The organism is uncultured Selenomonas sp. (assembly GCA_905372355.1).
Lineage (GTDB): Bacteria > Bacillota > Negativicutes > Selenomonadales > Selenomonadaceae > Selenomonas.
Map to the genome: position 1 here is coordinate 1 of CAJPOT010000004.1, position 18,317 is coordinate 18,317.

Here is an 18,317-nt window from a genome sequence, read left to right on the forward strand (position 1 = left end):
CCTCTGACCTTCGGGTTATGAGCCCGACGAGCTACCAACTGCTCCATCCCGCGATGTTTTGTCACACCGTAAACCATCGGCTGACAAGAAACAATTATACTATAGTGGAAGAGCTTTGTAAAGGGCGCAAAAGGAAAAAGTCGCCGAAACATGCGGCATCGGCGACTTTTTCATCAAAACCTCATCTCAATCACTCAAAAAGATAGGCGTACCTCTCCTTGAACTCGTCCTTTTCCATATGATAGGCATTGGCGAGGCCGGGATCGTCGAGATCCTCCTTTTCCATGCGCATCATGAAACCACGCGCAATTTTGTAGTGGACAGACTCGATATTGACCTTGCGCACCTTCGTCTTGCCCGTCTCAGGATCCTTGATCTCGTCGAAGAAGAGCGGCTTCGCCTGGTTGTCCTGCAGAGTGATGAGCGCCCCCGTCTCGCCGCGCATGAGAAACTGCACGGCCTCGTAGCCCAAGGAGCGTGCATAGTCGATGTCGTAGGCGATCGGCGTGGCACAGCGAAGCTCGTAGCCGATTTCCTTGTCCACGATGGCGATCTTGATGCCGATCTTCTTGACCTCGGCGAGTACCGCCTGCTTCAGTATTTCGCCGAAGTCCAGTTCCGCGTAGCGAATATGGCCATGTTCGTCGAGTACGAGATTGCCAAGCTTTTGGAAGTCCTCCTGCGCGATCTTCTCGATGACACCCTCGGCGATGACGGCGACGCCGTAGTTGTGCCCCGTCAAGTAGCGCTTGACAATCGATCCCGTGATGATGTCGACGACTTGCTGCAAGGGAATCGACTCCGCCGCGAACTCCTCGGGAATGATCGTCAGAGCCGCGCCTGCCGAGCGCCCCATACCGAGCGCCAAGTGTCCCGCAGTGCGTCCCATGGCGATCGTGAAGTACCAGCGGTTGTTGCTCGTACGTGCGTCCTCCATGAGGTTTTCAATCTCCTCCGTGCCGAAAGCGCGCGCCGTCTCGAAACCGAACGTCGGGATGCCCTCGGGCAGCGGCAGGTCGTTGTCGATGGTCTTTGGCACATGGACGACGTTGATCGTCTTGCCGATCTGACGCGCGTAATTCGACACCGCCATAGCGCTGTACGCCGTGTCATCGCCACCGATCGTCACGACGTGCGTAACGCCAAGTTCCGTCAAAGTATCGACAACTGTGCGCAGGTCGGATTCCTTCTTCGTCGGGTTATAGCGCGACATCTGCAGGATGCAGCCGCCTGTCAGATGGATGCGGTTCACGCGCTCCATGTCGAGGCGCACATATTTCTTCTCGCCGCGCGCGAGGCGCGAAAAACCATCGTAGATGCCGAGTACGTCCCAGCCATGGCGGTCAGCCTCGATGGTCACGGCGGAAATGACGCTGTTGATGCCGGGCGCCGGCCCGCCGCCACAGATAATGGCAATGACATTCTTGATTCCGATCATGAAAAAGCCCCCTCTTCCATTTCGCGCATAAATTTTATTGCTTCATATTGAACATACTTCCTTTATTCTGTCAAAAAAGCGAATTTCCTGCCGCAAACGAGGAGAAGTCGAAAGAAAGTTCCCACGCGAAAGAGAAGAGCGGCGGCATCGTCAGCCGTCGCTCTTTCGCATGTTCCAATAAAACTACCGTTTGCCGAGGTGCGAACGCCTGCCGGCGTTCGTCTTCGTACCGCTCTTGGAGCGTGCCGCAGGACGCCCCGCGCGCTTCTTGGCGACACGGCGTGCACGCTGCGCCGCCTTGCCGCGCTTGGGCGTCGGTGCGCTCTTCGCTGGCGCTGTACGCTCTTTGTCTGCATTCTCCTGCTTCGCCGCTGCCGCTTTCGCCGCTGTCTTCCGTCGTACGTTCTTGCCGCCGCTTCTCTCCGACTTTTCCTTGGTGAGGCGAGCTTTGATGCCCGCCTCAATGCGGCGCAGCTGATCGTACTGATGCGCATTGACGAAGGTGACGGCAAGCCCCTTTGCTCCCGCACGCCCCGTCCTGCCGATGCGGTGAATATACCACTCCGTATCCTGCGGCAGATCATAATTGAAGACGTGCGTGACGCCCTCGATGTCGAGTCCGCGCGCCGCGATGTCGGTAACGACGAGGATCTGCAGCTTCGCCTCGCGGAAACGGCGCATGACGAGGTTGCGCTGCGTCTGCGTGAGGTCGCCGTGCAGCTCGTCGACGAGGTAGCCGCGCCCCGCGAGTTCCAGCGTCACATGCGCGACCTTCTGCTTCGTATGGCAGAAGACCATCGCAAGGTACGGCTGATATTTGTTCAGCAGCTCACAGAGCTTGTCGAGCTTCGTATCCTCGCGCGTGTCGACAATGACCTGCTCGATATTCGCGAGCGTCACGCACTCGGGCTGCACCGTAATCTCGCGCGGCTCCTTCATGTAGCGGCGCGTGAGCGCCCGTATGCGCTCGGGCATCGTCGCCGAAAAGAGCATGAGCTGGTGATCGCCCGCCAGTGCTTCGAGCATCGTTTCCACATCCTCGACAAAGCCGAGACGCATGAGCTCGTCGGCCTCATCGAGGACGACCTTGTTGACCTGTGAGAGTTCGACCGAGTGGCGGCGCAGGTGATCGAGAAGCCTACCGGGCGTCGCGATGATGAGCTGCGGCTTCTGTCGGAGCTTGTCCTTCTGCCGCTCGATGTCCTGCCCGCCGTAAACGAGCGCCGTTCGTATGCCGACCGCATCCGCGAGCGTCTTGGCGACGCGCGCCGTCTGCATGGCCAGCTCGCGCGTCGGGCTGACGACGAGAGCCTGCGCGACCTGGGCATTTCCCTTGATGCGCTCAAGCAAGGGCAGCAGGAAGGCGAGCGTCTTGCCCGTGCCCGTCTGCGCCTGCACGATGGCGTCGCGTCCCGAACGCACGGCAGGAATCGCCTGCTCCTGCACGGGAGTCGCCTCGCGTATGCCCTGACGCGCGAGAGCGTCGACCAACACTTCCGGGCAGTGAAGTTCTGAAAAATTCAACTCGAAAGTACCTCCGTTCCCATCTCCGTGATGAGAATCGTCTTTTCCCACTGCGCCGAGAGCGAGCCGTCCTTCGTGCGCACCGTCCAGCCATCCTTCTTGTCGACCGTCACCTTGTACTTGCCTGCGTTGATCATCGGCTCGACCGTCAGCACCATGCCCGGCACGAGCAACATGCCTGTGTCGACTTCGCCCACATGCGGCACGAAAGGCTCTTCGTGGAAGTCCTTGCCCACGCCGTGTCCACCGAGCTGCGTCACGACGGAGCAGCCGTTGGCGCGCGCGTGCGCGTCGCACGCCGCACCGATATCGCCGAGGAAGTGCCACGGCCTGGCCGCCTCAATGCCGAGGTTCATGCACTCCTTCGCCACCTCGACGAGACGCGCCGCTTCCGGCGTCGTCCTGCCGCCGACGATGTACATGCGCGACGCGTCGGCATAGTAGCCGTCCAAGATCGTCGTGATGTCGACGTTCACGATGTCGCCTTCCTTCAAGATCGTTTTCTTCGACGGTATGCCGTGGCAGACGACGTCGTTGATCGAGATGCAGACGCTCTTTGGGAAGCCCTCGAAATTCAGGCACGCGGGAATGCCGCCGTGATCGATGATATAGTCATGCGCCGCCTTGTCGAGCGTCGCCGTATCGATGCCCGGCTGCACCATCTCGCCCATGAGGTCGAGCGCCCCATCATTGACGACGCCACTCTTTCGGATGCCCTCGATGTCCGCCGCATTCTTGATGATACTGTGCGGCGGACGCACCTGCCCGCGATAGATGTCGAATTTCATCGAGCGAATACGCTCATCGAAATCCATGTGGCATTTCTTGTACTTCTTGCCGCTGCCGCACCAGCACAAATCATTTCTCGTCATTTCATTGCTCCTCGCACGCATGACGCAAAGCGTCATGCAAAATCATGGCGCACCAAGGCTATGTCCAGTACACCCTTTAAAAAGTCCTTCCCATTATAACACATTCCGTCCTGCACTGCGAACCATTATCTCTAAAAAACAGATGCCGCAATCCCCTCTCGTGAGGGAAACTGCGGCACCGGATGAAAATGCTGCCTTTTTCACGCAAGGCAGGCGTCAAGTCGTCGCAACAGAAATATCAAGCTCGACGATATGACCGCCGAGATCCATATCGACGGCAAGGTAGCCATCACTGCTGATCTTGATCTGGAAGTCCTCACCGATGGAAAGCGACGGCGTGGAGATATCGACCTCCAAGCCGAGTCCTGCGATATGCGTCGCCGTGTTCGCCGTCAGCATGTTGCTGAGCTCGGAAATCGCACTCTGCGCCATCTCATCGAAGTTCTCGACGGGCATGCCCATCATCATCGTGGAGGCGATAAATTTCGCCGTATCCTCCGTCATGTTGTAAACGACATTGCCGCGAATCTGCTTCGTGAAGCCAACGATGACAGAAACGCCGAGACTCACGGCGTTCTTCTGCTTTACCGTGACCTTGGCACGCTTCGGCTCGGGGAAGCCGATCTGCGGCATGACAGCGGTGAAGGCGTCAATAAAAGGGTTGACAAGTTTTGCATCCATCTTTCTTTATTCCCCCTCCGCAAATCCAAGATTCAAGCAGATGTTTCCGATCTCCGTCTTCGCGACGACCTCGAACGAGGTGAGCTTCGGATTGGCAATGCGGATGTTCGCGCCGCTGATCGTCCCCGGCGGAGTCAGGCGCATTTCCTTGTCGCGGAAAATATCATTGACATTCGATACGCCGCGGCCGACGATGATGTTCGCCGCCTCCTCGACCGAATCGTTTATCTCGTCCTCCTCGATGTCGTCATGCTCATCCATCGCGAGCATGCGCAGAGCAAAGTGGCGCATGGTATCAGTATCCATGTGGACGACGGCGCGTCCTATGGGCGAACCCGTGAGTCCGATGATGACCGCGATGCCCTTGATCGTCAGATAGGGGCTTTCATCAACGGAAATCTCGATCTCGCTCTCCATGCCAAGAAGACTAAACAGACTGCGCTGAAGCCCTTGCGCAAACGTCGCCACATAAGAGTCGCGCAGCATCGTGACGGCGCTCCCCTTCTTCTGGCACAGGATGATCAGCATATCGACGATCTCATTGGGCTTCACAGGCTTCTGCAGGAAAGCGTGGATGCCCACCTCGCGCCCCTGCGTCATGAGGCTCGCATCCTTCATCGCACTGATCATGACGATCGTGGCTTCAGGATCGAAGGCGAGGATGCGGCGGCTCGTCTCAATGCCGTTGGCATCGGGCAGGTTCATGTCCATCGTCACAGCGGCCGGACGCGTCTCCTTATATTTCTCGACGGCCTCGGCAGCGTTGCTCGCTATGGCGCAGACCTCGAAGCCCGCCTTCTTGAGGATGCCCTCAAGCATCGCCTGGCTGACGCGCGAGTCGTCGACAATCATGATCTTGATTTTATTCACTAAGCTCACCCTATTCTTTCCGTCCAATAAGATATTGCCTGAAAAAAGAACATACTCCCTTATATTATCCTATCGGCCAAAGTCACTAAAAGATTAAGCACTTTCTCAACCTGCGCCCATGCGCGAGAGTATGACGCGGGCAACGTGCACGCCGCTCGCGCCCGCCTGCGAAAGGCCGCGCGTGACGCCGGCGCCGTCGCCGACGGCAAAGACATTCTTGAGGCGCGTTTCCAGCTCATTGGACAGCACGATGCGCGAACTGTAGAACTTGACCTCGACGCCGTAGAGCAGCGTGTCGTCGTTCGTCATGCCCGGTGCAACGGCGTTGAGCGCCTGCACCATCTCCATGATGTTGTCGAGATGGCGCTTGGGCAGGATCAGCGAGAGATCACCGGGCGTCGCATGAAGCGTCGGCTCCATGAAGCTGTGACTCATGCGGTGCGCGTTCGTGCGCCTGCCCTTGACGAGATCGCCGTAACGCTGCATGATGATGCCGCCGCCGAGCATATTGGAAAAAGACGCGATGCTCTTGCCGTACTTGTGCGGCTCGTTGAACGGCTCCGTGAAGTGATTCGACACCAGGAGCGCAAAGTTCGTATTGTGGCTCTGCATTTTTGGATCGCTGTACGAGTGACCGTTGACCGTCATGATGCCGCCCGTATTCTCCATGACGACATGACCGTGCGGATTCATGCAGAAAGTTCGCACGGAATCGCCGTAGCGCTTCGTGCGATAGACGAGTTTCGCCTCATAGACCTCCGACGTGATGTGGTCGAAGATCTCGTCGGGCACTTCGACGCGCACGCCGACATCGACCTGATTGTTCTTCTGCTCGACGCGCAGCCGCCGACACTCCTCGGAAAACCATTCGGCGCCCGAGCGCCCCGGCGCAACGACGAGATACTCGGCGGCGATGCGCTCGCCGCTTTCCAGTTCCAAGGCGTTTTCTCCCTCGCCGTCGGAAAGGATATTCCTGACGGGTTCATGGAAGCGGAACTCGACGTGATCCTTCATGTACTCATACGTTTTTTCGAGCATCTTCAAGTTGTTTTCCGTGCCGAGGTGGCGCACGCTCGCTTCCAAAAGATGCAGATCATGCTCCAAGGCGAGCTTGCCGATGCGGCTTCCCTTCGTGCTGAACACCTTCGCGGGAGCGCCGTGGCGCATGTTGATCGCATCGACGTATTCGATGAGACGCATGACCTCAGCGGAACTGATGTACTCGCCGAGCCAGCCGCCGAACTGCGTCGTGAAATTGTACTTTCCGTCGGAAAAGGCGCCCGCGCCGCCGAAGCCGCGCATGATGCTGCAAGGCTTGCAGCCGATGCAGCTCTTGACCTTGCCCGCCGCAATCGGACAGCAGCGATGATATATGTCGTTGCCGCTCTCTAAGACGACGATGGAAAGGCCTGGCTTCTTCTCCGCCAACTCGTACGCCGCGAAAACGCCCGCCGGACCCGCGCCCACAATGGCGACATCGTATTTTTTCACCTCGCCGCCTCCCATCCGCTCACTCTTCTACAATTGGTATTATATAGGAAGAAGTTCCTTTATGCAAGGGATTCGTTGCATAAAGGGCGGCTTTTCATTATAATAGGAAAGTATATCCGTAGAATTCATCCGTACTTCCTTTAGGGGGACTTATCTTGACAAACAACATGGCGATCATCATCGCATTCATCGTCTACCTCGGCCTCATGATGCTCATCGGCATCTACTACTATCGGCGCACGCGCTCCATGGCGGACTACATTCTCGGCAACCGCAAGCTCGGCGCATGGGTCACGTCCTTGAGCGCCGAGGCCTCCGACATGAGCGGCTGGATGCTCATGGGGCTGCCTGGCTTCGCCTACATCGCGGGACTCAATGCGGGCTGGATCGCCTTGGGGCTTGCGCTCGGCACCTATGCGAACTGGAAGTTCGTTGCCGCACGTCTTCGAAAATATACGGAGCTTGCCAACAATTCGCTGACGCTGCCCGATTTTCTGCAGAATCGCTACGAGGACAAGTCGAACCTCCTGCGCATCATTCCCGCCGTCTTCATCTTGCTCTTCTTCATCATCTATACATCGTCGGGCTTTGTCGCGGGCGGCAAGCTCTTCGAGACGATCTTCGCGCTTCCCTACACGCAGGCGCTGTTCCTCGGCGCTTTCGTCGTCGTCTTCTACACGCTCGCGGGCGGCTTCCTCGCCGTCTGCTGGACAGACTTCATCCAGGGCGTCATGATGTTCTTCGCCATCCTGCTCGTGCCCGCCGCCGCCTCCTATCTGCTCGGCGGTCCGTCCGTGACGCTCGCTGCCATCTACACGATGGAGCCGTCGTTCTTCAATCCTTTCCAGAAACCTGACGGTTCGACGCTCGGTTTCATCGAGTTCATCTCGCTCATGGGCTGGGGACTCGGCTACTTCGGTCAGCCGCATATCCTCGTACGCTTCATGGCAATCCGCTCATCCGCCGAACTCGGACGCGCCATGCACATCGCCATGACGTGGGTCGCCATCTCGCTCGCCGCTGCCGTCCTCGTCGGCATGGTCGGACGCGCCTACCTTACCGAGCCGCTCTTCGGCACGGCAACGGAGACGGTTTTCCTCGTGATGACGGATTCGATCTTCAACCCCTTCATCGCTGGACTCATCCTCTCCGCCGTCCTCGCCGCCATCATGAGCACGGCATCAGCGCAGCTTCTCGTCGCAGCTTCAGCCTTCGCACAGGATTTCTACCGTTCGCTGCTTCATAAGAACGCGAGCCAAGGCGAACTCGTCTGGGTCAGCCGCCTCTCCGTCCTCTTGATTGCCGCCCTCTCTCTGACGCTTGCCATGAATCCCGAGAGCCTCATCCTCGACATGGTCGCCTACGCATGGGCAGGCTTCGGCGCCGCCTTCGGCCCCGCATTGCTCGCCTCGCTCTTCTGGCGCCGCGCCACGAGAAACGGCATCCTCGCGGGTATCATCACGGGCGGCGTCACCGTCCTCGTATGGAAGCAGTTCGCTCTCTTCGGCCTCTACGAGATCATCCCGGGCTTCATCCTTGCCCTCTGCGCCATCTATGTCGTGAGCCTCTTGGATAAAGAGCCTGCAAAGAGCATCACGGACACGTTCGATGCTGTGGGAAAGAGCGAGATATAGATAAAACGCTGACTTATCTTTCATCATCGAGGAGGTTCCTTCATGCAGTACCTTTTTGTAATCGCGATCATCATCGCACTCATCCTAAGTGCAGGAATGTGGGTCGCAGCTCCATATTATTATTTTTTCCACTTCTTACACATTCCTATTTCCGTTGAATACGCATTCGTCCTCGGCATTGTTCTTGCCATCGTACCTGCGCATATGGCAAAAGAGAGAGGAGAAAGCTTTAAGAAATGGTATATTCTAGGATTGCTTTTTTCCATCTTACCTTGTATTTATCTCTACTATTATAAGACACCGAAATGGCAAAAATCGCAAGACAAATCCGCTGATATTGTTGCCGTTACCAATGGAGGAAATCCTAATTCTCTTAGCAGTCTGCAACACTCTTTAGAAAACATGATTGGTCTTAAGAGCGTCAAAAAGGATCTAACTTCCGTAATCAATGCCCAAAAAATTGACCAAATGCGAAGACAGCGAAATCTAAAAGTAAACAATCAACGATCTTTGCACATGGTCTTCACGGGAAATCCAGGGACAGGAAAGACGACCGTCGCCCGTTTACTCGCTCAAATCTATCGCGAACTTGGTGTATCACGCACAGGAAAGTTTGTGGAAACAGATCGCTCAAAGCTCGTCGGTCAATACATAGGACATACTGCAAAAATCGTTCAAGATACCGTACAGGATGCTTTAGGCGGCGTATTGTTCATCGATGAGGCCTACACATTGATTCCTGAAGATAGTTCGCGCGATTTCGGACCAGAAGCCATCGATACATTACTGAAGGAAATGGAAGATCATCGAGATGACTTGATTGTAATTGTTGCAGGTTACACAAAAGAGATGGAGCGATTTATCCATGCAAATCCAGGCTTAAAATCGAGATTCAACAAGTTCATCGAATTTCCCGACTATACTGGTGATGAAATGTATGAGATTTTTCAATTGTTCTGCAAGCAGCAGCAATGTTGCCTTGCAGACGATACTGAACCCTATCTGCGTGACTTCTTTCAACGTCTTTATCAAAATCGAGGAGATAACTTCTCTAACGGGCGCATGGTACGCAATCTTTTTGAGAAGGCTGAACGTGCTATGTCAGATCGTCTCGCACAAAACGTCAACCTCTCTTATATGACGAATGAAGAGCTCCAAACCATCCTTTTAGAAGATATCAAAGCGGCCTTCGAATAAGGATGACTCAAAGCAATTATTCAATCAAAGAACAAACGACATGTCTTAGGAACGACATGTCGTTTATTCTTTGATTGACATTTCAATGTTTCGCCGCATAGCGAGCCATGGCGATGCGGACGGCTACGCGGGCAGCAGGCGATGCAGTCGGGGCAGCGGTGCCGGCAATCTTGCCCTTGTCTTTTCCATCAGCATCATCGGTGTCGGCATCTTCCTTCTGCTTCTTTTCAGGCGGCAGAGGCAGAAGACCTTCTTTCATTTTCGCGATTTCCTCGAGCTTTTTCTGCTCTTCCTTCATCTTCTCGGTGGCCTCATCCGAGTCTTCCTGACGACCGCATTCGGCAAGCTTCAGAAGCGTCCACTCCAGATCTTCCGCCAAAGCCTGTGTGTCCTCAAGCCATATATTGAGTTTGGAAAAGCTGGCATCGAGTTCATCAAAGTCTCTCTGTTCTCTGCCCCGCAGCCCTAGAGGATCCTCTATACGCCGGCCTGCCATCCGCGCCTCCTCTCTTTTATTTATCTTCTCAATCATCTTTTCCACTTCTTCGTGGCTGGCTTCAAACCAATTGAAATCCTCGTCCTCATCCTTCGGCAAAGGCGCACACAGGCGGTCTTCCTCGACTTCTGCACGCGCTTCAGACACCTTCTTCTCCAACTTTGTTTTAAGGTCATAAATCATGGAGATCTTGTCGTCGTACGAGGTCGCGACGATGTGTGACAAGAGCTTTTCCTTCTCCTCCTTGAGCACCTTTCTTTCATCGTCGGTCAAAGTATCATCCTTGAGCAGTTCTTTGATGGCAACGATGCGCTCCTTCTCCGCCTTGACGACATCTCTCGTGTCCTCCACGCTTTCGATTCTGCCGCGTGCTGACATGTCGTCCCGCTCCTCGGCATCGCGCAGAATCTCCTTCGCATCCTTTTCCCCAAGCTGCAGAAGTCGCGCCTTCCTGCTGATCAGCACCTCAGCCGCGCTGCCGAGATGCGTCTTCTCCTTCTCCTTGCCCTTCAATGCCATGGCAGAGGATGGCGCAGATACAAAAGAAGCGCTCGCCTCGCGCCCGCGCACGACAGTTCCGATTCTCATGCCCATTTCCTCATCCCTTCCCTGTGCTGAGAAAACAATCTTCCGCTGTTCTTCTTTATTTCATCGAAAATTTCTTGTTGTTTCTTAAGCTGCAAACATGATACGATAGATGTACAGAAAGGAAGGAGCGAATCCTATGGCACAGGCAGTTGTAAATTTTTCTATGGATGCAGTCTTGAAAGAGCAGATGGAGCAAACATGCCATGCGATGGGTCTGACAATGGCATCCGCCTTCACGATGTTTGCTGCAAAAGTCACGCGAGAGCAGCGCATTCCTTTTGAAGTATCCGCCGACCCCTTTTACAGCGAAGCTAATATGGAGCGGCTGCGAAAATCCATCGCCCAAATGGAAGCAACCGGCGGTACAAATGACCATCTTACAGCAAACAAAAGGGGCTGTCGCACTTAGATCATGTGCGGCAGCCCCTTCTTTTCCATAGAGAAATATCTATCCTCGTCCCGAAATCATCAGGATTCTTCTCACAGAAGTTCTGTCATGCGCTTGAGCGGCTTCGACGTGTCGAGATGACCGGCCAGAGAGTCGACTTTCTTTCCTTCGAGGAGGATCTGCACGGACTTCACCTCGGGGAACTCGGTCAGGGTGTTGACGATGGAGCCGACGAGCATTTCTTCGCCCGTCGAGCCTCCTGCAAAGTTCTTGACGAGGTCTTCGCTGAAATCGACGGTAGCAATGCCGTCCTTGACAGCGACGCTCTTGAGCTTCGTCTTCTTGGGGATGATCGTGACGACGCCCTTCGCCTTCGTGCCCGAGAGCAGAGATTCCATCGCCGCCTTGTACTTGCCGTCCTGCGTCGTCTCGACCGTGCGCGTCTCGGCTACGAGCTTCATGCCGTTGTCGTCGGGATAGTAGACCTTGATACCGATCTTTTCCGCCTGCTTGGCCGCGCCGTTCTTCGTCCCCGCGTCCTTCTTGTCCGTCGCCGCCGGCTTGTCTGCCGCCGGCGTGTCCGCTCCCTTGGATTTGTCGTCTGCGCCGCAGCCCACAGCAAGGAGAAGCGTCAGAAGCATGAGGAGCGCGAGCATGGATTTCATGATTTTCATTCTAAAAAACCGCCTTTCTTTTCGCTTATCCGCCCACAAAGAAGCGGCTCAGCCCCTTTGCTATGGCAAATGCCATCTTGTTTTGAAATTCCTCCGAGGTCAAGAGAGCTTCTTCGCGTTCATTCGAGATGAAAGCAAGCTCGACAAGAGAGGCAGGTATGCTCGAATGCTTGAGCACGTAGAGGTTTGCCTCCTTCGCACCGCGATCCCGCAGGCCGCCTGCTGCAAGAAGCTCTTCCTGCAGGATGGCGGCGAGCCTGCCGCCCTCGATCGAGCCATAGTACGAATACGTTTCCGTGCCGTTCGCCGTCGGGCTGGAAAAAGCGTTGCAGTGGATGCTCAAGAACAGCTCCGCTCCCGGCGTGCGCTCGGCGACGTCGACACGCGCCTGCAGTTCCTGTCCGTTCGAAGCGTTCGGGCCGTAGACGTCGCGATCCGTCGTGCGCGTCATCACGACGTGCGCACCTGCACCTTCCAAGAGACGCTGCACCTTCTGCGCCACCTGGAGAGCCACATCCTTTTCACGCACGCCATTCGGGCCGACCGCGCCCGAATCGCTGCCGCCGTGCCCAGGATCAAGCACGATCGTATGCCCGGCGACGCCTTCGATGCCATCGGGTGCGACGAAGGCCGGCACAGGAGCAGCGACGGGCGTCATCACGTCGATAACGAGGCGATCCGGCTTCTTCGCGCTGCGATCGGCAGGCAGCGTGTAAACGGCGTAATTCTGCTCCTCCACCTCCGAAGCGAAGGAAACCATGATCTCCACGCCGCGCCGTCCCTCCTCGCGCAGCGTCATGAAGCGTCCGAGTGCGCCGTCGAGCGTCGCATCCGTGCGCATGGCGCCGAGTTTCGCATCCTGCACGGCCACGATCAGATGCTTGGGCTTCGACGAATCTTTCTGAACCGTATAGGAAACATCCGCACGACTCATGCCGATCTCGATGCGCAGCACGCTGCGTCCATCCTCCTCGACCACCTGATACTGGAGGTCATTGAGCTCAAGCGCCCGCGCGGCGAAAGCCTCGGGGGCAAAGAGTATGAGCGCCATAAGGAAAAGGCTGACGGACAAAAAAAATCGTTTGAACAAAAAAACCACTCCTATCGTCAATCTCATAAGAGCGTCAAGCTCCGAATTTCCATCTCACTTCTCAATCTCCCTTGAGGCTTCTTAAGAGCGACTCCGCTTCTTCACGCGCCTCTCTCGTACGCTCTTCGTCAAAGGAAATCTCCCAGCGGATGTAATCGCCCTCCGAAAGCCCTGCGGGCAGTTCATCCGCAGGAAAGACGACCTTCTTCTCTTCCTCTCCCACGAGGAGAACCGCCTTGTCCTCCTCGAAGCGATCGATGACGGCAAATGCCATTTACTTTTCCTCCTTCACGCTGTAGGTCTTGCCGTCCGAGGTTATGGCGATCGTGCCGCCTTGGTCGGTGCGATAGACCTTGATGTTGAACTTCTTGTATCTTTCGAGGACTTCCTTGTGCGGATGCCCATAGTCGTTGCCCGCGCCGCAGGAGATCGCGACGACCTCGGGCGCCGTCGCCTTCAAAAATGCCGCCGTCGACGAAGTCTTGCTGCCGTGGTGCGGCGCCTTGAGGACGAGGCTCTTGAGATCGGCCGCGCTGTGACGCGAGAGTGTCGATTTCTCCGTTTCCTTTTCTGCATCGCCCGTGAAGAGCATCGTGAAGTCGCCGTATTCGAGCCTGCCAACGATCGAGTTGATATTGAGGTTCGGCTTGCCGTTTTTCTTGCCGCCCTCCTTCACCATCTCGGCCGTCGGACTCAGAACGTGAAACGAGACGCCGCCGCCGAAGTCGAGCACATCGCCGTCGACGAGCGCCTTGTAGGGAATGCTCTTCGATTTGATGGTCTTCAGGTAGTCGCGGTAGAACTTCGCCGTCGTCGGCTCGCCGTTGTCATAGACCGCCTTGACCTCGCAGTTCTTGAAGAGGACGGAAGCGCCGCCCAAATGGTCGGCATGAGGGTGCGTGATGATGAGCTTGTCGACCGTCTTGATATTTTCTTTCTTGAGCGCCGCTTCGAGCTTCGGATGCTCGTCGAGGTCGCCCGTATCGATGAATATGGTCTGATCCGCCGTTCGTATGAGGATGGCGTCTCCCTGCCCGACGTCGAGCACCTTGACGTTTAGAGCGCCGCCCTTCGCCTGCGCCGCTTCCTGCGCCGCGTTCGGTGCTCCCATGCAGCCCGTCAGCAACGTGCAGGCAAAAACGAGTGCGGCGAGCATGCCCAGCATTTTCTTCATAAGGTTTCTCCTATCGTTCGTCTAAGCTGTCACACTTCAATCGTCCTGCAAGATGCAGTGTTCGATTCCCCACGCTGCGCCGTCTTCCAGCACCGTGGGCACGACGGTCTCAGCATGTGGCAGCAGCCTCTCGTTGGCGTTCCCCATGACGAGGGCGTGCGCGACAGTCTGCATCATCTCGATGTCGTTCTCGCCGTCGCCGAAAGCGTAGCTTTCTTCCACGGGAACGCCGATGTGCTCGAGTGCATGAAGGATGCCCGTGCCCTTCGATTCGTGCGCAGAATACAGCTCGAAGTTCCTGCCGTGCGCCGCATCGACGAGCCCCGTGACGCCCGGAAGCTGCAGAAAGTCCGCAAAGGACGTGCGCTCTGCAGCATAAAACTCCATCTTGTAGGTCACGACATCGCGCCAGGAAAAGTCGCGGCGAAAGAAGTCAAGCGGCACATCGAAGCTCTTGAAGAAGGCTTCCAGCCCCTTGCATTCCGCGCCCATGTAGGTGAAGTCCACGCTCTCCTGGCAGAAGTCCAAGCCCTTTTCCTGAGCCAGGCGCACGATGCGGCAGACGAGCGAAGGAGGCAGAGGCTTCTGGAAGATGATTTCACCGCCGACCATGACGACGGCGCCGTTCATGAGCACGAAACCGTCGAAGCCGAGGTCAAGCAGCCCCTGCTCGATGAAGCTGTACGGACGCCCCGTGGCAACGAAGGCATAGTGCCCCGCTTCCTGCAGACGGCGAATCGCCGTGCGCACCGCCTCGGCAGGCAGCGGCCTCTTGTGCGTGACATCGATGATCGTGCCGTCGAGGTCGAAGAAAACCGCCTTTCTCATTTCTCTTCGCCGACCTCACTCTTCTTCTCATGCGGCAGATCGAAGACGACGCGCATGATGAGGAACACGATCCACAGCGCCATCGAAACGAGATAGGCGATGTCGATGGTCTGCAAATTGTCATAGTCAAGCGTGGCCATGAGCCAAACGGCCACGACGAGGATGAACCAATCGAGCTTGCGTATTCTTCTCAGTTTTTCCATGCATTTCACCTTTCTCCTTGCTTTTCCTGTACGCTTTTGCATCGGAAAGCTCACGCGAATCCACCGTCAAGAGCCGCTTGCCGCCCAATTTCCGAGCGCCCTCCCCCTGCATGTGAAAAAGCCGCTCCCATGCCAAGCGCCTTGGCTGAAAGCGGCTGCCCTCTCTATTTCCGCTGCATCTGGGCATCAAGGGCGTCGTGCATACGATGATTGATCGTGCTCAAACCTCGGTAGACCGTCGTGATGTCAACCTCGTCCCCGCGGTTTTCCATGTAGCGCTCCAGCTTGCGCTTCACGCGCTGCAGAGCATTGTCGATGGACTTGACATGGCGGTCGAGATCGACGGCGATCTCCTGATACGACTTGCCGTCGAGGTAGCTCATGAGCACGCGCCATTCGAGATCGCTCAGGATCTCTTCCATCTTTTCCTCGATATCGACGAACTCTTCCTGACTGATGACGAGCTCCTCGGGATTTGAAACGCGTGCTCCCGGCAGAATATCGAGGAGTGTGCGGTCAGAATCCTCATCGTAAATCGGCTTGTTGAGCGATATGTATGAATTCAGCGGGATGTGCTTCTGGCGCGTCGCCGTCTTGATCGCCGTGATGATCTGGCGCGTCACGCAGAGCTCAGCAAACGCGCGAAAGGACGAAAGGCGGTCGTTGCGGAAATCGCGAATCGCCTTGTAAAGGCCGATCATGCCTTCCTGCACGATGTCCTCGCGGTCAGCGCCGATGAGGAAGTAGGAGCGCGCCTTCGCGCGAACGAAGTTGCGATACTTGTTGATCAAGTAATCCAGAGCGATGTTGCTGCAATTTTCCTTGATCCTGGAAATGACTTCCTCATCCGTCAGGCCGTCAAATCCTTCAAACCGTGTATCATTGCCGCTGTCTCTCATTTCCGCTTCCATAGCATCGACCCCATTCGTGTTGTTTTCCACTTCTGAAGAAAACGATGTCCCCCAGAGGGGCTGCCGATCCTTCGGCTTCCCCTCGACTGCTTTGATTATACTCCACAGATGCCCGAAACGTCAAGCGCGGCGCGGCTTTTTCCACCTTTAGCGCGTTTTGCTGCGCATATTTCTCATTTGTCCGTGCCTTTTCCCGTACATTTCAGCGGCTTCGCTTTCGCAGAGCGTCGAGCTTCGCCGCCGTGCGGCTATCGATGCGCGAGCCGACTTCGTTGCGCGAAAGGGGCAGCGTCACTTCGCCCAAGTACTCGTCGGCAATCTTTTTCTTCGTCTTCTTCACGCGCCGCCAAAGCTCCGCCGATGAGATGCGATAGGCGCCCGCGCCAAGGATCGCCGACTGCTCGGCGCCGTCGGAGGTCACGACGTGCACCTCGCGCGAGGTGCGCACGGATTCATAGGCAAGGCGCTCGATGCAGCTGTCCGCCGTCACGCCTTCGCCCGTGTAGATGACCTCGAAGTGCGGCGCGACCTGTTCTCTGTGCTCTTCGCCGCTTGCAAAGAGAGCATCAAAGACGACGGTCATATCGTATTTTTCGTAAGCGCCGTATTCCATGAGCAGGTGAAGCAAGCGGTCACGCGCTTCTGCAAGGTCGCCCGCGCAGGAGGCCAGCTCGGGCAGCGCATGGATGACGTTGTAGCCGTCGATGATGAAGTGTTCACGCTTCTTCGCCATCGCCTTACGCCCTTCCCAAGAGGCGCGCGCGTCTCGCCTCGTACATGAGGAGCGCCCCGGCGACGGAAGCGTTGAGAGAGTTGATCGCCCCATGCATCGGGATGCGCACGAGAAAGTCACACGTCTCCTTGACGAGGCGGCCGAGTCCCTTTCCCTCGCTGCCGATGACGATGCACAGAGGACCCGTCAAGTCGGCATGGAACATGTCCTCATCGCCCGCCATATCGGCGCCGACGAACCAGAGGCCGCGCTCCTTGAGGCGCTTCATCTCCTGAACGATGTTGCCGATGCGCACGACGCGCACATGCTCGACGGCGCCTGCCGAGGTCTTGGCGACCGTCGCCGTCAGCGCGCAGCCGCGGCGCTCGGGCACGAGCACGCCGTGCACGCCCGCCGCGTCCGCCGTGCGCAGGAGCGCGCCGAAGTTGTGCGGATCTTCGATCTCATCGAGCAGCAGGAGGAGAGGCGGCTCGCCCTTTTCCTCGGCGCACGCGAAGACGTCATCGAGCGAGGCGTAGGCGACGGGCGCAGCGTAGGCGATGACGCCCTGGTGGCGCATGTCGGGCGCGAGCTGGTCGAGCTTCTCTCGCTTGCAAGTGCGCACGGGCACGCCCTGCTCGCGTGCAAGCGAGAGAAGCGGCGCGAGCGCCGCCTCCTTCGCGCCCTGCGCGACGAGGATGCGATTGATGCCGCGCCCCGCCTTCAACGCCTCGAAGACGGCGTTCCTGCCGACGAGAATCTCATCGGCAGAAGGCGCATCGCGCCGCTCTTCCTGCCTCCCGCCGCACTTCAAGACCGTCCGCTCTTCCTTCGCAGGCCGTTTCTTCTGCTTCGTTTCCATCGCTTCGCACCATCTTCCGCTCTTCATTCAGCGCACTCCGGGCTTCACGATATACCTCGCGAGCCACGGCTCTTCTTCGACGAGGAGGTCGCGCATCTTGAGCATCATGTCGCGGATCTCCCACTGTGCGCCCGGCGTCGTCACGCGCTTTTCGTAGACGTCCATGAAGGAACGCAGGTTGAGCGTCGTCACGAAATTCGTGCATGCCGCGCCCGGCAGCACGAAGCGTGCGTCCTGCTTCGCCACGCCGATCGCGAGAAGATCGTCGTAGGCCTTTTGAATCACCTGCATCGTTTCCATATAGCGCACATACGCCGCTTCCTTCTCACGAATCGTCTCGGGCACGACGTGGGCGAAGATGCCGTCCGCCTGCTTTTCCGACTGCTCCGAAACGTAGCGCTGGCTCTGGACACTCAACGACACGCCGATGCGGTGGCGCGAATACTGCGCGAGAAGCGTGCGCGAGACGCCCTTGACGGCAAACGTCATCGAGCAGTGCTCGACGACCGAGAGGTGCTTGCTCGTCATGATGCGTTCCAACAGGCGCAGCATATCCGCCTCGCTCTTTTCCTCGGCCAGAAGCTCGATGGGCGAATCCGCGCTGTAGCAGGTACGCGCTGCCGTCCAGCACGTTTTGAGGTAATTCGGCGTCTTTGCAATCAACTGTATTTCCAAGGCTCTTTT

Annotated in this window: 20 protein-coding genes; 3 read left to right on the forward strand and 17 right to left on the reverse strand. The window is 57.0% G+C overall.

Translation table 11 applies throughout. The features are described 5' to 3' along the window. Positions 1–190: 190 nt before the first annotated feature. The 6 genes from pfp to QZ177_RS03110 form a co-directional block, all read right to left on the reverse strand. Positions 191–1,438, reverse strand: coding sequence for a diphosphate--fructose-6-phosphate 1-phosphotransferase (pfp, locus tag QZ177_RS03085; protein ID WP_009646823.1), 1,248 nt, complete (start codon positions 1,436–1,438; stop codon positions 191–193). Between the two features lie 183 nt (positions 1,439–1,621). Continuing rightward, entirely contained in the window at positions 1,622–2,962 is a 1,341-nt protein-coding gene (locus QZ177_RS03090) for a DEAD/DEAH box helicase (protein ID WP_294175498.1), read from the reverse strand. Further along, positions 2,959–3,834 carry a type I methionyl aminopeptidase gene (gene map, locus QZ177_RS03095; protein WP_294175499.1) on the reverse strand — a complete coding sequence of 292 codons (876 nt, stop codon included), beginning with the start codon at positions 3,832–3,834 and terminating at the stop codon, positions 2,959–2,961. The genes QZ177_RS03090 and map overlap by 4 nt, the downstream gene beginning before the upstream one ends. 216 nt (positions 3,835–4,050) lie before the next feature. Further along, positions 4,051–4,515: a chemotaxis protein CheX gene (locus QZ177_RS03100; RefSeq protein WP_006192820.1), complete on the reverse strand. Its 465-nt coding sequence runs from the start codon at positions 4,513–4,515 to the stop codon at positions 4,051–4,053. 6 nt (positions 4,516–4,521) lie between these two features. Then, positions 4,522–5,385, reverse strand: a complete 864-nt coding sequence (locus QZ177_RS03105) for a response regulator (protein ID WP_294175500.1) — start codon at positions 5,383–5,385, stop codon at positions 4,522–4,524. Between the two features lie 105 nt (positions 5,386–5,490). Further along, positions 5,491–6,891 (reverse strand): NAD(P)/FAD-dependent oxidoreductase, encoded by a 1,401-nt coding sequence (locus QZ177_RS03110; protein ID WP_294175501.1) that lies wholly within the window; start codon positions 6,889–6,891, stop codon positions 5,491–5,493. A 140-nt stretch (positions 6,892–7,031) separates the two neighbouring features. On the opposite strand from QZ177_RS03110, the gene putP reads away from it, so the two are divergent. Both putP and QZ177_RS03120 read left to right on the forward strand, forming a co-directional pair. Next, a complete protein-coding gene (gene putP / locus QZ177_RS03115) occupies positions 7,032–8,510 on the forward strand; it encodes a sodium/proline symporter PutP (protein ID WP_294175502.1) in 1,479 nt (492 codons plus the stop codon). A 42-nt stretch (positions 8,511–8,552) separates the two neighbouring features. After that, entirely contained in the window at positions 8,553–9,707 is a 1,155-nt protein-coding gene (locus QZ177_RS03120; protein WP_294175503.1) for an AAA family ATPase, read from the forward strand. 82 nt (positions 9,708–9,789) lie between these two features. On the opposite strand, the gene QZ177_RS03125 is transcribed toward QZ177_RS03120, so the two are convergent. Beyond that, on the reverse strand, positions 9,790–10,791 hold the full coding sequence (locus QZ177_RS03125) for a hypothetical protein (RefSeq protein ID WP_294175504.1): 1,002 nt from the start codon (positions 10,789–10,791) through the stop codon (positions 9,790–9,792). A 136-nt stretch (positions 10,792–10,927) separates the two neighbouring features. Here QZ177_RS03125 and QZ177_RS03130 point away from each other — a divergent pair, with 136 nt between their 5' ends. Further along, positions 10,928–11,200 (forward strand): type II toxin-antitoxin system RelB/DinJ family antitoxin, encoded by a 273-nt coding sequence (locus tag QZ177_RS03130; RefSeq protein ID WP_294175505.1) that lies wholly within the window; start codon positions 10,928–10,930, stop codon positions 11,198–11,200. Between the two features lie 71 nt (positions 11,201–11,271). Here QZ177_RS03130 and QZ177_RS03135 read toward each other — a convergent pair whose 3' ends face one another. From QZ177_RS03135 to thyX, 10 genes are all read right to left on the reverse strand, one after another. Further along, entirely contained in the window at positions 11,272–11,853 is a 582-nt protein-coding gene (locus QZ177_RS03135) for a GerMN domain-containing protein (RefSeq protein ID WP_294175506.1), read from the reverse strand. A 25-nt stretch (positions 11,854–11,878) separates the two neighbouring features. After that, complete coding sequence (locus QZ177_RS03140) at positions 11,879–12,952, reverse strand: N-acetylmuramoyl-L-alanine amidase (RefSeq protein WP_294175507.1); 1,074 nt, start codon at positions 12,950–12,952, stop codon at positions 11,879–11,881. Between the two features lie 52 nt (positions 12,953–13,004). Continuing rightward, entirely contained in the window at positions 13,005–13,217 is a 213-nt protein-coding gene (locus QZ177_RS03145) for a DUF3006 domain-containing protein (protein WP_294175508.1), read from the reverse strand. Continuing rightward, positions 13,218–14,117 (reverse strand): ComEC/Rec2 family competence protein, encoded by a 900-nt coding sequence (locus tag QZ177_RS03150; protein ID WP_294175509.1) that lies wholly within the window; start codon positions 14,115–14,117, stop codon positions 13,218–13,220. It abuts the gene before it with no gap. A 36-nt stretch (positions 14,118–14,153) separates the two neighbouring features. After that, a complete protein-coding gene (locus QZ177_RS03155) occupies positions 14,154–14,945 on the reverse strand; it encodes an HAD family hydrolase (protein WP_009646827.1) in 792 nt (263 codons plus the stop codon). After that, the gene (locus QZ177_RS03160) at positions 14,942–15,148 is read right to left on the reverse strand and encodes a hypothetical protein (RefSeq protein ID WP_009646850.1); all 207 of its coding nucleotides are present in this window, start codon (positions 15,146–15,148) and stop codon (positions 14,942–14,944) included. Before QZ177_RS03160 ends, QZ177_RS03155 begins: the two co-directional genes overlap by 4 nt. 164 nt (positions 15,149–15,312) lie before the next feature. Beyond that, positions 15,313–16,059 carry an RNA polymerase sporulation sigma factor SigH gene (sigH, locus tag QZ177_RS03165; RefSeq protein WP_006192838.1) on the reverse strand — a complete coding sequence of 249 codons (747 nt, stop codon included), beginning with the start codon at positions 16,057–16,059 and terminating at the stop codon, positions 15,313–15,315. 202 nt (positions 16,060–16,261) lie between these two features. Next, positions 16,262–16,792 carry an NYN domain-containing protein gene (locus QZ177_RS03170; protein ID WP_264918733.1) on the reverse strand — a complete coding sequence of 177 codons (531 nt, stop codon included), beginning with the start codon at positions 16,790–16,792 and terminating at the stop codon, positions 16,262–16,264. A gap of 4 nt (positions 16,793–16,796) precedes the next feature. Next, positions 16,797–17,660 carry a 23S rRNA (guanosine(2251)-2'-O)-methyltransferase RlmB gene (rlmB, locus tag QZ177_RS03175; protein ID WP_294175510.1) on the reverse strand — a complete coding sequence of 288 codons (864 nt, stop codon included), beginning with the start codon at positions 17,658–17,660 and terminating at the stop codon, positions 16,797–16,799. Continuing rightward, the gene (thyX, locus tag QZ177_RS03180) at positions 17,661–18,308 is read right to left on the reverse strand and encodes an FAD-dependent thymidylate synthase (RefSeq protein WP_294175511.1); all 648 of its coding nucleotides are present in this window, start codon (positions 18,306–18,308) and stop codon (positions 17,661–17,663) included. Between the last annotated feature and the right edge of the window lie 9 nt (positions 18,309–18,317).

Coding starts and splice junctions, on each gene's coding strand:
- pfp (WP_009646823.1), bottom strand. CDS start 1,438: ATGATCGGAATCAAGAATGTCATTGCCATTATCTGTGGCGGCGGGCCG.
- map (WP_294175499.1), bottom strand. CDS start 3,834: ATGACGAGAAATGATTTGTGCTGGTGCGGCAGCGGCAAGAAGTACAAG.
- QZ177_RS03100 (WP_006192820.1), bottom strand. CDS start 4,515: ATGGATGCAAAACTTGTCAACCCTTTTATTGACGCCTTCACCGCTGTC.
- QZ177_RS03110 (WP_294175501.1), bottom strand. CDS start 6,891: ATGGGAGGCGGCGAGGTGAAAAAATACGATGTCGCCATTGTGGGCGCG.
- QZ177_RS03120 (WP_294175503.1), top strand. CDS start 8,553: ATGCAGTACCTTTTTGTAATCGCGATCATCATCGCACTCATCCTAAGT.
- QZ177_RS03125 (WP_294175504.1), bottom strand. CDS start 10,791: ATGAGAATCGGAACTGTCGTGCGCGGGCGCGAGGCGAGCGCTTCTTTT.
- QZ177_RS03130 (WP_294175505.1), top strand. CDS start 10,928: ATGGCACAGGCAGTTGTAAATTTTTCTATGGATGCAGTCTTGAAAGAG.
- QZ177_RS03135 (WP_294175506.1), bottom strand. CDS start 11,853: ATGAAAATCATGAAATCCATGCTCGCGCTCCTCATGCTTCTGACGCTT.
- QZ177_RS03145 (WP_294175508.1), bottom strand. CDS start 13,217: ATGGCATTTGCCGTCATCGATCGCTTCGAGGAGGACAAGGCGGTTCTC.
- QZ177_RS03150 (WP_294175509.1), bottom strand. CDS start 14,117: ATGAAGAAAATGCTGGGCATGCTCGCCGCACTCGTTTTTGCCTGCACG.
- QZ177_RS03155 (WP_009646827.1), bottom strand. CDS start 14,945: ATGAGAAAGGCGGTTTTCTTCGACCTCGACGGCACGATCATCGATGTC.
- QZ177_RS03160 (WP_009646850.1), bottom strand. CDS start 15,148: ATGGAAAAACTGAGAAGAATACGCAAGCTCGATTGGTTCATCCTCGTC.
- sigH (WP_006192838.1), bottom strand. CDS start 16,059: ATGGAAGCGGAAATGAGAGACAGCGGCAATGATACACGGTTTGAAGGA.
- QZ177_RS03170 (WP_264918733.1), bottom strand. CDS start 16,792: ATGGCGAAGAAGCGTGAACACTTCATCATCGACGGCTACAACGTCATC.
- rlmB (WP_294175510.1), bottom strand. CDS start 17,660: ATGAAGAGCGGAAGATGGTGCGAAGCGATGGAAACGAAGCAGAAGAAA.